This is a genomic window from Kitasatospora gansuensis, from assembly GCF_014203705.1.
GTDB lineage: Bacteria > Actinomycetota > Actinomycetes > Streptomycetales > Streptomycetaceae > Kitasatospora > Kitasatospora gansuensis.
The window spans coordinates 5,041,765-5,056,024 of sequence record NZ_JACHJR010000001.1 but is presented as its reverse complement, the minus strand read 5'-3'; the positions used below and the strand labels follow the sequence as shown (position 1 = coordinate 5,056,024).

Sequence of the window (14,260 nt, the reverse complement as noted above, 5' to 3'; positions counted from 1 at the left end):
GTCAGCTGGGCCCGGCCTTGTATCCGACGCCGCGGACCGTCACGACGATCTCGGGGCGCTCCGGGTCCTTCTCGATCTTCGAGCGGAGCCGCTGGACGTGCACGTTGACCAGCCGGGTGTCGGCGGCGTGCCGGTAACCCCAGACCTGCTCCAGCAGCACCTCACGGGTGAACACCTGCCAGGGCTTGCGGGCCAGCGCGACCAGCAGGTCGAACTCGAGCGGGGTCAGCGGGATGCCCCGCCCGTCCCGCTTCACCGAGTGCCCCGCCACGTCGATCACCAGATCGCCGATGGTCAGCTGCTCCGGAGTCGGCTCCTCGGCGCGGCGCAGCCGGGCGCGAACCCGGGCCACCAGCTCCTTGGGCTTGAACGGCTTGACGACGTAGTCGTCGGCACCGGACTCCAGGCCCACCACGATGTCGACGGTGTCGGTCTTCGCCGTCAGCATCACGATGGGCACGCCGGACTCGGACCTGATCTGCCGGCAGACGTCGATACCGTCCCGCCCCGGCAACATCAGGTCGAGGAGAACCAGATCAGGCTTGGTCTCCCGGAACGCGGCTAGTGCCTTGTCCCCATCCGCGACGAAAAACGGCTCAAAACCCTCACCACGCAGCACGATGCCCAACATCTCGGCCAGTGCGGTGTCGTCATCGACGACAAGGACGCGTCCCTTCATGGGTCCATCCTCTCATTACCGGATTGTGACCTGCCGCACAGCCGTGCCATTCCGGCGCGCCTTGGCTCACCAAGTCGGTCATTTAGTAGCAAAGTTCACAGCTCTCGTCCCGGTGGCCGAACGTCCACGATGCACGCCCGGACCGACCTGCGATCGCCCAACGCCACCATGGCACGATGGGCGGCACAGAGTACCGATTCCGCCAGGGAGCCGTGATGACCGACACCCCGGGCTGGGCCTCGCCCAGCTCGCCCGAGCCGCCCCGAGAGGACGCCGGCCCGTCGGCAGCAGTGCCCCCGACCCCGGGCCCCGGCCCGTACGACGCAGCCTACGGCCAGGGAGCGTACGGCCAGACCGGCCCGCAGCCCGGCTGGGGTCAGCAGGCCGGTGGACCACAGCCCGGCTGGGGTCAGCCCGGATGGGGACCGCCGCCCAGCCCCAAGCCCGGCGTGATCCCGCTCCGGCCGCTCGGCGTCGGCGAGATCCTGGACGGCGCGTTCACCACCGTCCGCACGTACTGGCGGACCACGCTCGGCCTCAGCCTCGGCGTCGCCGCCCTCGAACAGAGCCTGATGGCCGTCGCCCAGTGGTGGCAGTACGAGCAGCCGGACGCGGTCGGCCCGCTGATCATGCTGGCCTTCGGCTACCTGCTCGGCCCGCTGCTCGGCATCGTGGCCACCGCGCTGCTCACCATGGTGGTCAGCAAGGCGATCCTCGGGCACCCGGTGTCGATCGGCGCCGCCTGGGCCGCCGCGAGGCCGCAGCTGCTCAAGGTGACCGGGCTGAGCCTGCTCACCGGGCTGATCGTGGCGGTGATCATGGCGGCCGCCGCGCTGCCGCTGATCATCGCCATCGCCGTCGGCGACCCCACCCCCGGCACCCTGCTGCTGGCCGGCACCTTCCTGCTGCCCGGCGTCGCGGCGGCGGTCTGGATCGGCGTCCAGCTGAGCCTGGCCGCGCCCGCGCTGATGCTGGAGAAGCAGGGCGTGTTCACCGCGCTGGCCCGCTCCCGACGGCTCGTCAAGGACGCCTGGTGGCGCACCTTCCTGGTGACGCTGCTGATGCAGCTGCTGGCCTTCTTCTTCGCCATGATCCTGATGACCCCGTTCACCATCGTGGCCGCCATCTTCGGCATCGGGGCCGCCGGGGACGACGCCGACAGCCCGTTCGCCGGTCTGACCGCCGCCGCGCCGCCCGCGATGATCGTCATCGTCTCGATCGGCGCGATCCTGGCCTCCACCCTCACCGTCCCGGTGCTGGCCGCCGTCAACGTGCTGCTCTACGTCGACCGCCGGATCCGCCGCGAGGGCCTGGACATCGAGCTCACCCGGGCCGCCGGCATCCCCGCCCAGTACGGGCCGCAGGGGACCTGACCGCATGCCCAACTGGGGGGAATGGGTCCCGCTCGACGGAGCTCCGGTCACCGACGGGCGTGACCCGGCCCGGGACGCCGCCCGTGCCGAACTGCTGAACCCGGCCTACCACCGGCACGACCCGAGCCTGCTGCAGCGCATCAAGGACTGGATCTTCGAACAGATCGACCGGGCCTTCGGCACGATCGGCCTGCACGGCGGCGGGATGACCGCCACCGTGCTCTTCCTGCTGGTCGCCGCACTGCTGGCGGCCGCCCTGTGGTGGCGGTTCGGCCTGCCCCGACGGACCGTCAGAACCGCCGCCACCCTCTTCGACAGCGCGGGCCCCGCCACCGCCGCGGACCACCGCGCAGCTGCCGCCGCGCACGCCGCGGCGGGCGCCTGGGACGACGCCGTACGCGAGCAACTACGCGCCCTGATCCGGGGGTTGGAGGAGCGCACACTGCTGGACGTCCGCCCCGGCCGGACCGCCGACGAGGCCGCCGCCGAAGCCGGACGGGTGCTGCCCGAGCACGCCGACGCGCTCCGCCGGGCCGCCCGCACCTTCGACGACGTGGTCTACGGCGAGCACGCCGCCGACCAGGCGGCGTACCACTCGCTGCTGGACCTCGACCGGGCGGTCGGCACTGCCCGGCCGACCCTGACCGGAGCCGCCGGATGACCACCTCCACCCCGGCCCCCACCCCGGTCGACGTCTTCCCCGGCTGGGCCCAACTCTGGCGCCGCAGCCGGTGGTTCCTGGCCGCCGCGGCCTTCGTCCTGCTGGTCGCCCTGCTGATCTCCGGCCTCGGCGGACACCGTGAGTACCCGCCGCTGGACCCGCGCGACACCGACCCGCAGGGCACCCGGGCCGCCCTCCACCTGCTGGAGGAACGCGGCCTGACGACCCGTACGGTCTCCACCGAGGACGAGCTCACTGCCGCCCTCGCCGAGCCCGGCAGCACCGTGGTCGTCCCCTTCACCGCCCCGATGCCGTCCCGTCAGCTCGTCCTGCTCGGCCGTCAACACCGAGGCAGCGACAGCCGGTTGGTGCTGATCGGCCCGGACAACAACGCGCTCGCCGCGATCACCCCCGACATCAAGCGAGTCCCCGACACCGCCCGTGGCCCGCTGTACGAGGACCCGATCGCCGTCGACCCCGGCTGCTCGCTCCCCGAAGCCACCCGGGCCGGCCGGGCCGAACTCGGCGGCACGCTCTACGAACCCGGCAACGGCGACGTCGGCTGCTACGCCGTCGACGGCCACCCGTCGTTGGTCCGACACACCGACCCGGGCTCCCGCGAGATCGTCGTGCTCGGCAGCGCCTGGGCTCTCACCAACGACCGGCTGGACGAGGAGGGCAACGCCTCGCTCGCCCTCGGCCTGCTCGGCTCCCGCCGCCAACTGGTCTGGTACCTCCCGGACTACAGCAACATGTCGACCGTCGAGCAGTCCAAGAGCCTGGCCGACTTCATCCCGGCCGGCTGGAACTGGGCCGCACTGCAACTCGGCATCGCCGCCCTGCTCACCGCCCTCTGGCGGGCCCGCCGACTGGGCCCGGTGGTCACCGAGGAGCTGCCCGTCGTGGTCCGCGCCGCCGAGACCACCGAGGGCAGGGCCAGGCTCTACCACCGGTCGAAGGCCCGCGGCCGGGCCGCCGACGCCCTGCGCCGGGCCGCCCGGCACCGGATCGCCACCGCCCTGGGCATCCCGCTCAGCACCGGCGAACCCGACCCGGCCGCCCTGTGCGCCGCCGTCGCCGACCGCGTCCAGCAGCCCGCCACCGACCTGCACGCGCTGCTGTACGGCGCCGCACCCACCGACGACGCCGCGCTGCTGCGGCTGACCGACCAACTCGATGCCCTGGAAAGGCAGGTACGACAGCCGTGACCGAGCAGGCCGCCCCCACTCCCCTCACCAAGACCGACGCGACCCCGGTCGCGGATGCCCCGGTTGACGCACCCGCCGCGGAGGTTGCCGACATTCCCGCCTCCGACGCCCGGGCCGCGCTCACCGCGCTGCGCACCGAGATCGCCAAGGCCGTGGTCGGCCAGGACGCCGCCGTCACCGGCCTGGTGGTCGCCCTGCTCTGCGGCGGCCACGTGCTGCTCGAAGGCGTTCCCGGCGTCGCCAAGACCCTGCTGGTCCGCACCCTCTCCGCCGCACTCAGCCTGGAGACCAAGCGCATCCAGTTCACCCCGGACCTGATGCCCGGTGACGTCACAGGCTCGCTGGTCTACGACGCCAGGACCGCCGAGTTCTCCTTCCAGCCAGGACCGGTCTTCACCAACCTGCTGCTCGCCGACGAGATCAACCGCACCCCTCCGAAGACCCAGGCCTCGCTGCTGGAGGCGATGGAGGAGCGCCAGGTCACCGTCGACGGCGAGCCCCGCAAGCTGCCCGACCCGTTCCTGGTCGCCGCCACCCAGAACCCGGTCGAGTACGAGGGCACCTACCCGCTCCCCGAGGCCCAACTCGACCGCTTCCTGCTCAAGTTGATCCTCCCGCTGCCGACCCGCGAGCAGGAGTTCCAGGTGCTCGCCCGGCACGCCGCCGGCTTCGACCCGCGCGACCTGGCCGCCGCCGGGGTCCGCCCGGTGGCCGGACCGGCCGACCTGGCCGCCGCCCGCGCCGAGATCGCCAAGCTCACCGTCTCCCCCGAGGTGCTCGCCTACATCGTCGACCTCTGCCGGGCCACCCGGCAGTCCCCGTCGCTCTCCATCGGCGTCTCCCCACGCGGTGCCACCGCCCTGCTCGGCACCTCCCGCGCCTGGGCCTGGCTGGCCGGCCGCGACTACGTCACCCCCGACGACGTCAAGGCCCTCGCCCTGCCCACCCTGCGGCACCGGGTCCAGCTCCGCGCCGAGGCCGAGATGGAGGGCGTCACCGCCGACTCGGTGATCCAGGCCGTCCTGACCCAGACCCCGGCCCCGCGCTGACCCACCGTCACCCGGCCCCTGACACCCGGCCCCGTCGCACTGCCCTAGGAGCACCCCGATGGCCCTGACCGGCCGAACCGCCCTCATCGCCGCGCTCGGCGCGCTGGTCGTGGGCCTCCTGCTGCCCTCCTGGGCCGGGATCGGCGCGGTCGGCCTCCCGCTCCTGCTCGCCGTGCTGACCGATCTCGTGCTCGCCGCCCCGGTCCGCGCCCTGCGGTTCGAACGGGGCGGCGCCACGACGGTCCGGCTCGGCGACCCGGTGGACGTCGAACTGTCCGTCACCAACCCGTCCCGGCGGCCCCTGCGGGCCCGGCTCCGCGACGCCTGGGCCCCGTCCGCCTGGGCCCCCGGCACCGCCGTACCCGGCTCCCGGCACACCCTCACCGTCCCGGCCGGCGAACGCCGCCGCCTCACCACCTCGCTCGCCCCCACCCGCCGCGGCGACCACCACGCCCACCGGGTCACCGTCCGCTCGCTCGGCCCGCTCGGCCTGGCCGCCCGCCAGGGATCTCACCAAGTCCCCTGGACCGTACGGGCGTTGCCCCCGTTCACCAGCCGCAAGCACCTGCCGTCCCGACTGGCCAGGCTGCGCGAACTGGACGGCCGGACCTCACTGCTGAGCCGGGGTCAGGGCACCGAGTTCGACTCCCTGCGCGAGTACCTGCCCGGCGACGACGTCCGCTCCATCGACTGGCGCGCCAGCGCCCGCCGCAACACCGTCGCCGTCCGCACCTGGCGCCCGGAACGCGACCGGCACGTACTGATTGTCCTCGACACCGGCCGCACCTCGGCCGGCCGGGTCGGCGACGCCCCCCGGCTGGACGCTGCCCTGGACGCCGCCCTGCTGCTGGCGGCCCTCGCCACCAAGGCGGGCGACCGGGTGGACCTGCTCGCCCACGACCTGCACGCCCGCCGCACCGTCCTCGGCCGGTCGGCATCCGAGGTGCTGCCCGCGTTCACCAACGCGATGGCCACCCTCGAACCCGCCCTGGTCCAGACCGACCTGCGCGCCCTCACCTCGGCCACCCTCCGGCTGGCCCCGCACCGTTCCCTGATCGTGCTGCTCACCGGCCTCGACGCCGACCCGATCGAGGAGGGACTGCTCCCCCAACTCCCGCTGCTCACCAAGCGCCACGAGGTCGTCCTGGCCTCGGTCGCCGACCCCCGCCTGGACGAACTCGCCGCCACCCGCGGCACCGTCCAGGACATCTACGGCGCCGCCGCCGCCGAACAGACCCGCGCCGACCGGACCCGCACCGCCGCCCGCCTCACCCGCCGCGGCATCACCGTCCTGGACGCCCCGCCAGCCGCCCTCCCCCCGGCTCTCGCCGACACCTACCTCGCCCTCAAAGCAGCCGGCCGCCTCTGAGACGGGGCGTGGCTCCGTCTCAGAGGCGGCCGACCGACCGGCTGCGGGTGCCTACTTGAGCGGCGTGCCACCCGAGTTGCGGTACGCGATCGTCTTGTTGACCAGGTTTCCGCCGTCGGTCTCGGGCGTGGTCTGTTCCGACCAGCCGGCGCCGAACAGGAGAGCGGCGACGTGCGCGTCCGCCACCTGGTTCAGGTGCGAGAAGAACCAGTCGACCTTGTCGTCCTTGTAGTGGCCGGGCGTGTTGTTCTGCGCCATGTTGCCCAGGGGGACCTGCCACAGGACCACCGGCTTGCCCACCGCCTCGGCCATCGTCTTGTAGAACCCGAGCGCGGCATTGGCCTTCTGGTCGTTCCAGTAGGTGTCCTTGCTGCCGTGCGCGGGCAGCGCGTACCAGCCCGCGTCGCGGTCCGTCACGTCGGAGACCAGGAAGTCGGCGTTCTTCGCCCCGAGGTCCGCGTAATCCTTGGCGCACTGCGGCGTGTTCTGCTGCCAGTCGAAGCAGGACAGGTGCAGCCCCACGCCGGCGTTCGGCGCGTACTTGTGCGCCATCGAGATCAGGCACTGGGCCAGGCCGGAGGCGCTGTTCTCCTGCGACCCGCAGTCCGTCGGGTTCGCCGCCTTGACCTGCGCGGGCACCTGGTGCAGGTTGCCGAGCGACCGGGCGAAGCCCCAGAAGTCGGGCTCGAGGTCGATCATGTCCGGCGAGGTGCCGATCTTCTGCAGGAAGAAGCGGTAGTCGTTCAGGTACTTGGTGAGCAGGTCGGCCCGGTTGATGGCGACGACCTCGCCCGGACCGTCGCCCTGGCCCGCCGCGTCTCCGAGGTCGCGCAGCGAGTACCAGGTGAAGAGGGTCTTCTGCGGGCGCGCCTTGCCCTGGTACGTCGCCTTGGCCGCGCGGTCCTTGTACACGGTCACCTGGGTGCCGGGCGCCGTGGTGTCGCCGGTCCAGCAGCCCCACCAGCCCGACCACTCGGACTTGCAGCGCGAGGCCGTGTAGGCGTCGGAGGAGGGCGCGGGCTGGCTGTGGATGTAGGCGTACCGCACGTCGAACGGCGCGGCGTTCGCCGTGGAGTCATCCATCATGCCGCCGAGGAGCATCGTGCTGCTGCCCATGAAACGCTTCGCCGAGCTGCCACCGGCTGCGGTCGGCGACGCCGACGGCGACGCCGATGCCGGGCGGGTACTCGGAGCCTGGCTCGCCGGAACGCTGCTGCCCGAAGTGGCGGGCGTGGTGGGCTTGCTGGGGGTGGCGCTGCTGCCGGAGCTCCCTGTGTTCCCGCCGCCGCTGACGCTGCCGGCCGGGACGAGCTGCCACTGCTGGTTGGCGCCGTTCCAGTCGTGGTACTGGGCGAGGCGGCCCCCGTCAGCCTTGGAGCCGAGCGGCACCTCGACGGCCATGCCGCTGAAACGGTTGATCAGACGCACGTAGCCGTCCGACGACTTCTCCAGGTGGAACTGCTGATTGGCGCCGTTCAGGTCGCGCCACTGCACCAGCCCGGAACCTTCGGTCTTCGACCAGCCGTAGTCGTCCAGCACCTTGCCGGAGTGCCGATTCTGCAGCCGGTAGTTCCCGTCACCCGAGTCGACGAACTTCCACTGCTGGTTGGTCCCGCCGCTACGGCTCCACTGCCCCAGCGGAGCACCGTCGTACGTGGCGTAGTCGAGGCCGTCCAGCGCCTCGCCGGTGTTGCGGTTGACCAGCACGTACCAGGCGTTCGTGTCCACGGCTCCCGCTGAGGCCGTGTTGACCACGACCACGGAGCTGCCCACGACCGCCAGGCCGACGGCCGCCCAGAAACTCCGACGCTGGTACAACCGACGGGCACGATGCGTCTGCCGCCGCCCCGGAACGGGCGACGCCTCCGGCGACGTGGATGGGCGAGGGAACATGTCGATGCTCTCTTTCAGCCGGTGTCTCTGACCAGACCGCCTGTCCGGACACCACCCAGTTGTCACCGCCCTCGGAAAGGTTGCCCCGGCCGCGAAGATTTTCTCGGGCACCGCACACCGGCGGCCGGGGTGAGCCGGACTGCCGCGATCAGGGCTGGTCGTACCAGGAGAACGCCACGATCCGCCAGCCCTCATCGGTGCGGACGAACTGGATCGTCTTGGTCCCGCTGCCCTCGAACGGCTCGCCGTTCAAGATCCCGGACTTCCGGTACTCCCCGAACCGGCACGCGATGTCCCCCACGATGTCCGTCCGCTCCGAGGTCTCCCACTCGTTGAACTCGGTCAGCCGGCCATCGGCCAACAGCCGCTCCCGAGGCTCGACGAACTCCTCCACGGTGTAGGTGACCAGCCCTCCACCGGTCTTGACGATCACCCCACCCGGCAGCATCAGCCGCCGGATCCGGCCCACGTCGGCGGCCTTGCCACCGCGGTTGTCGAAGGATCCGAAGAACTCGGCGGTCAGCTGATCGATCTCACTCTTTGACATGGGCGGGAAGGTAACACGATCCCGAACGCCCGTGTCGAGTCATTAGGACTTCCGGGTCCGGAAATGCAGAAAGCCCCTCCGGGAGACCCGGAGGGGCTTTCTGACTAAAGATTGTTCGGCGGCGTCCTACTCTCCCACAGGGTCCCCCCTGCAGTACCATCGGCGCTATGAGGCTTAGCTTCCGGGTTCGGAATGTAACCGGGCGTTTCCCTCACGCTATGACCACCGAAACACTATGAAACTGTATGACCGCACCACACCCGTGACCAAACGGTGTGGGGTCGTTGTTTCAGAACAACACAGTGGACGCGAGCAACTGAGGACAAGCCCTCGGCCTATTAGTACCGGTCAGCTCCACCCCTTACAGGGCTTCCACATCCGGCCTATCAACCCAGTCGTCTACTGGGAGCCTTACCCTCTCAAGGAGGTGGGAATATTCATCTCGAAGCAGGCTTCCCGCTTAGATGCTTTCAGCGGTTATCCCTCCCGAACGTAGCCAACCAGCCATGCCCTTGGCAGAACAACTGGCACACCAGAGGTTCGTCCGTCCCGGTCCTCTCGTACTAGGGACAGCCCTTCTCAATATTCCTACGCGCACAGCGGATAGGGACCGAACTGTCTCACGACGTTCTAAACCCAGCTCGCGTACCGCTTTAATGGGCGAACAGCCCAACCCTTGGGACCTACTCCAGCCCCAGGATGCGACGAGCCGACATCGAGGTGCCAAACCATCCCGTCGATATGGACTCTTGGGGAAGATCAGCCTGTTATCCCCGGGGTACCTTTTATCCGTTGAGCGACGGCGCTTCCACAAGCCACCGCCGGATCACTAGTCCCGACTTTCGTCCCTGCTCGACCCGTCGGTCTCACAGTCAAGCTCCCTTGTGCACTTACACTCAACACCTGATTGCCAACCAGGCTGAGGGAACCTTTGGGCGCCTCCGTTACTCTTTAGGAGGCAACCGCCCCAGTTAAACTACCCACCAGACACTGTCCCTGATCCGGATCACGGACCCAGGTTAGACATCCAGCACGACCAGAGTGGTATTTCAACGACGACTCCACAACAACTGGCGTTGCTGCTTCAAAGTCTCCCACCTATCCTACACAAGCCGAACCGAACACCAATATCAAGCTATAGTAAAGGTCCCGGGGTCTTTCCGTCCTGCTGCGCGAAACGAGCATCTTTACTCGTAATGCAATTTCACCGGGCCTATGGTTGAGACAGTCGAGAAGTCGTTACGCCATTCGTGCAGGTCGGAACTTACCCGACAAGGAATTTCGCTACCTTAGGATGGTTATAGTTACCACCGCCGTTTACTGGCGCTTAAGTTCTCAGCTTCGCCAACCCGAAGATTGACTAACCGGTCCCCTTAACGTTCCAGCACCGGGCAGGCGTCAGTCCGTATACATCGCCTTACGGCTTCGCACGGACCTGTGTTTTTAGTAAACAGTCGCTTCTCGCTGGTCTCTGCGGCCGGCCCCAGCTCAGAGTGCAAGACTCATCACCAGTTCCGGCCCCCCTTCTCCCGAAGTTACGGGGGCATTTTGCCGAGTTCCTTAACCATAGTTCACCCGAACGCCTCGGTATTCTCTACCTGACCACCTGAGTCGGTTTGGGGTACGGGCCGCCATGAAACTCGCTAGAGGCTTTTCTCGACAGCATAGGATCATCCACTTCACCACAATCGGCTCGGCATCAGGTCTCAGCCTTAATGAGTGACGGATTTGCCTATCACTCGGCCTACACCCTTACCCCGGGACAACCACCGCCCGGGCTGGACTACCTTCCTGCGTCACCCCATCGCTCACCTACTACAGACTTGGTTCAGCGGCTCCACCACGTCCCATTGTCCGAAGACTCCGGGCCGGCTTCGCGGCCTTAGCATCACCTGGTTCGACGTTGGCGCTTCAAAGCGGGTACGGGAATATCAACCCGTTGTCCATCGACTACGCCTGTCGGCCTCGCCTTAGGTCCCGACTTACCCTGGGCAGATCAGCTTGACCCAGGAACCCTTGGTCAATCGGCGCAAGAGTTTCCCACTCTTGTATCGCTACTCATGCCTGCATTCTCACTCGTGAACCGTCCACAACTGGATTCCTCCGCTGCTTCACCCGGCACACGACGCTCCCCTACCCATCACAGCGGGCGTTGGCCCTATAGCTGCAATGACACGACTTCGGTGGTGTACTTGAGCCCCGCTACATTGTCGGCGCGGAATCACTTGACCAGTGAGCTATTACGCACTCTTTCAAGGGTGGCTGCTTCTAAGCCAACCTCCTGGTTGTCTCTGCGACTCCACATCCTTTCCCACTTAGCACACGCTTAGGGACCTTAGTCGGTGTTCTGGGCTGTTTCCCTCTCGACCATGGAGCTTATCCCCCACAGTCTCACTGCCACGCTCTCACTTACCGGCATTCGGAGTTTGGCTAAGGTCAGTAACCCGGTGAGGCCCATCGCCTATCCAGTGCTCTACCTCCGGCAAGAAACACGTGACGCTGCACCTAAATGCATTTCGGGGAGAACCAGCTATCACGGAGTTTGATTGGCCTTTCACCCCTAACCACAGGTCATCCCCCAGGTTTTCAACCCTGGTGGGTTCGGTCCTCCACGAAGTCTTACCTCCGCTTCAACCTGCCCATGGCTAGATCACTCCGCTTCGGGTCTTGGGCATGCAACTCAGACGCCCTATTCGGACTCGCTTTCGCTACGGCTACCCCACACGGGTTAACCTCGCTACACACCGCAAACTCGCAGGCTCATTCTTCAAAAGGCACGCAGTCACGAGACGTAAGGCAAGCCTCACATCCGACGCTCCCACGGCTTGTAGGCACACGGTTTCAGGTACTATTTCACTCCGCTCCCGCGGTACTTTTCACCATTCCCTCACGGTACTATCCGCTATCGGTCACTAGGGAATATTTAGGCTTAGCGGGTGGTCCCGCCAGATTCACACGGAATTTCTCGGGCTCCGTGCTACTTGGGAGAAGCTCAAGTGAGCCGCACAGATTTCGTCTACGGGGGTCTTACCCTCTACGCCGGACCTTTCGCATGTCCTTCGACTATCCATACGGTTTCTGACTCACCGACCGGCCGGCAGACCAATCAAGAACTTTCCCACGACCCCGCTCTGGCAACCCCTGCCGGGTCTCACACCAAAACGGTTTAGCCTCATCCGGTTTCGCTCGCCACTACTCCCGGAATCACGGTTGTTTTCTCTTCCTGAGGGTACTGAGATGTTTCACTTCCCCTCGTTCCCTCCACACACCCTATGTGTTCAGGTGCGGGTGACAGCCCATGACGACTGCCGGGTTTCCCCATTCGGAAACCCCCGGATCAAAGCCTGGTTGACGGCTCCCCGGGGACTATCGTGGCCTCCCACGTCCTTCATCGGTTCCTAGTGCCAAGGCATCCACCGTGCGCCCTTAAAAACTTGGCCACAGATGCTCGCGTCCACTGTGCAGTTCTCAAACAACGACCAGACACCCACCCTCAGACACCATGAAGATGTCATCAAGTAGGACCGGCACTGAAGCAACGACCATGACGGCCGTTCCCTCAGGACCCAACAACGTGCCCGACACACCCGACCTTGCTTGGTCTCACTTTCCACGCCGAAGCAGTACTTGTGAGGCCAACAGACCGTGTGTGCCGAATAGTCAACGTTCCACCCATGAGCAACCGTGTGAGACATTCGCTCACATCCGGCTATGTGCTCCTTAGAAAGGAGGTGATCCAGCCGCACCTTCCGGTACGGCTACCTTGTTACGACTTCGTCCCAATCGCTGGTCCCACCTTCGACGGCTCCTCCCCTTACGGGTTAGGCCACCGGCTTCGGGTGTTACCGACTTTCGTGACGTGACGGGCGGTGTGTACAAGGCCCGGGAACGTATTCACCGCAGCATGCTGATCTGCGATTACTAGCAACTCCAACTTCATGGGGTCGAGTTGCAGACCCCAATCCGAACTGAGGCCGGCTTTTTGGGATTCGCTCCGCCTCGCGGCATCGCAGCCCTTTGTACCGACCATTGTAGCACGTGTGCAGCCCAAGACATAAGGGGCATGATGATTTGACGTCGTCCCCACCTTCCTCCGAGTTGACCCCGGCAGTCTCCTGTGAGTCCCCATCACCCCGAAAGGCATGCTGGCAACACAGAACAAGGGTTGCGCTCGTTGCGGGACTTAACCCAACATCTCACGACACGAGCTGACGACAACCATGCACCACCTGTATACCGACCACAAGGGGGCGACTATCTCTAGCCGTTTCCGGTATATGTCAAGCCTTGGTAAGGTTCTTCGCGTTGCGTCGAATTAAGCCACATGCTCCGCTGCTTGTGCGGGCCCCCGTCAATTCCTTTGAGTTTTAGCCTTGCGGCCGTACTCCCCAGGCGGGGAACTTAATGCGTTAGCTGCGGCACCGACGACGTGGAATGTCGCCAACACCTAGTTCCCAACGTTTACGGCGTGGACTACCAGGGTATCTAATCCTGTTCGCTCCCCACGCTTTCGCTCCTCAGCGTCAGTAATGGCCCAGAGATCCGCCTTCGCCACCGGTGTTCCTCCTGATATCTGCGCATTTCACCGCTACACCAGGAATTCCGATCTCCCCTACCACACTCAAGCCTGCCCGTATCGAATGCAGACCCGGGGTTAAGCCCCGGGCTTTCACAACCGACGCGACAAGCCGCCTACGAGCTCTTTACGCCCAATAATTCCGGACAACGCTCGCACCCTACGTATTACCGCGGCTGCTGGCACGTAGTTAGCCGGTGCTTCTTCTGCAGGTACCGTCACTTGCGCTTCTTCCCTGCTGAAAGAGGTTTACAACCCGAAGGCCGTCATCCCTCACGCGGCGTCGCTGCATCAGGCTTTCGCCCATTGTGCAATATTCCCCACTGCTGCCTCCCGTAGGAGTCTGGGCCGTGTCTCAGTCCCAGTGTGGCCGGTCGCCCTCTCAGGCCGGCTACCCGTCGTCGCCTTGGTAGGCCATTACCCCACCAACAAGCTGATAGGCCGCGGGATCATCCTGCACCGCCGGAGCTTTCCACCAACCCCCATGCAGAGGAAGGTCATATCCGGTATTAGACCTCGTTTCCAAGGCTTGTCCCAGAGTGCAGGGCAGATTTCCCACGTGTTACTCACCCGTTCGCCACTAATCCACTCCGAAGAGCTTCATCGTTCGACTTGCATGTGTTAAGCACGCCGCCAGCGTTCGTCCTGAGCCAGGATCAAACTCTCCGTGAATGTCTACCCGTAATCGGGTAACCACTTCGGAAGAGCGGCACGGCAACCACCGGAATAGGCGGCCCCGCGCACTGCGTCCTCGCTAGTGTTTTACTTCATAAAGGAATCTCCAACCCCACCAAACGGTGAGGCCGGGGATGTCAACATATCTGGCGTTGACTTTTGGCACGCTGTTGAGTTCTCAAGGAACGGACACTTCCTTCGAGCCGCTTATCAGGCGGACCCTCCGGGCG

The 14,260-nt window shown here is 66.4% G+C and carries 8 protein-coding genes and 3 rRNA genes; 5 read left to right on the top strand and 6 right to left on the bottom strand.

What is annotated here, in order from left to right; all coding sequences use genetic code 11:
- Position 1: 1 nt before the first annotated feature.
- Positions 2–679, bottom strand: a complete 678-nt coding sequence (gene mtrA / locus F4556_RS22630) for an MtrAB system response regulator MtrA (protein ID WP_057236786.1) — start codon at positions 677–679, stop codon at positions 2–4.
- Positions 680–894: 215 nt separating this feature from the next.
- Here mtrA and F4556_RS22625 point away from each other — a divergent pair, with 215 nt between their 5' ends.
- From F4556_RS22625 to F4556_RS22605, 5 genes are all read left to right on the top strand, one after another.
- A complete protein-coding gene (locus F4556_RS22625; protein WP_184918978.1) occupies positions 895–2,052 on the top strand; it encodes a hypothetical protein in 1,158 nt (385 codons plus the stop codon).
- Between the two features lie 4 nt (positions 2,053–2,056).
- The gene (locus F4556_RS22620) at positions 2,057–2,713 is read left to right on the top strand and encodes a DUF4129 domain-containing protein (RefSeq protein WP_184918976.1); all 657 of its coding nucleotides are present in this window, start codon (positions 2,057–2,059) and stop codon (positions 2,711–2,713) included.
- On the top strand, positions 2,710–3,921 hold the full coding sequence (locus tag F4556_RS22615; protein WP_184918974.1) for a DUF4350 domain-containing protein: 1,212 nt from the start codon (positions 2,710–2,712) through the stop codon (positions 3,919–3,921). The genes F4556_RS22620 and F4556_RS22615 overlap by 4 nt, the downstream gene beginning before the upstream one ends.
- A 92-nt stretch (positions 3,922–4,013) precedes the next feature.
- Positions 4,014–4,970, top strand: a complete 957-nt coding sequence (locus F4556_RS22610; RefSeq protein ID WP_184924981.1) for an AAA family ATPase — start codon at positions 4,014–4,016, stop codon at positions 4,968–4,970.
- Positions 4,971–5,028: 58 nt separating this feature from the next.
- Positions 5,029–6,339 (top strand): DUF58 domain-containing protein, encoded by a 1,311-nt coding sequence (locus F4556_RS22605; protein WP_184918972.1) that lies wholly within the window; start codon positions 5,029–5,031, stop codon positions 6,337–6,339.
- A 51-nt stretch (positions 6,340–6,390) separates the two neighbouring features.
- Here the strand turns inward: F4556_RS22605 and F4556_RS22600 are convergent, their stop codons facing one another.
- From F4556_RS22600 to F4556_RS22580, 5 genes are all read right to left on the bottom strand, one after another.
- Positions 6,391–8,067 (bottom strand): RICIN domain-containing protein, encoded by a 1,677-nt coding sequence (locus F4556_RS22600; protein ID WP_376775738.1) that lies wholly within the window; start codon positions 8,065–8,067, stop codon positions 6,391–6,393.
- 313 nt (positions 8,068–8,380) lie between these two features.
- A complete protein-coding gene (locus F4556_RS22595) occupies positions 8,381–8,779 on the bottom strand; it encodes a nuclear transport factor 2 family protein (RefSeq protein ID WP_184918967.1) in 399 nt (132 codons plus the stop codon).
- A gap of 113 nt (positions 8,780–8,892) precedes the next feature.
- A 5S ribosomal RNA gene (gene rrf, locus F4556_RS22590) occupies positions 8,893–9,009 on the bottom strand.
- 88 nt (positions 9,010–9,097) lie between these two features.
- Positions 9,098–12,219, bottom strand: a 23S ribosomal RNA gene (locus F4556_RS22585).
- Positions 12,220–12,503: 284 nt separating this feature from the next.
- Positions 12,504–14,027, bottom strand: a 16S ribosomal RNA gene (locus F4556_RS22580).
- The 16S, 23S and 5S rRNA genes sit together here, the layout of an rRNA operon.
- Positions 14,028–14,260 lie beyond the last annotated feature (233 nt).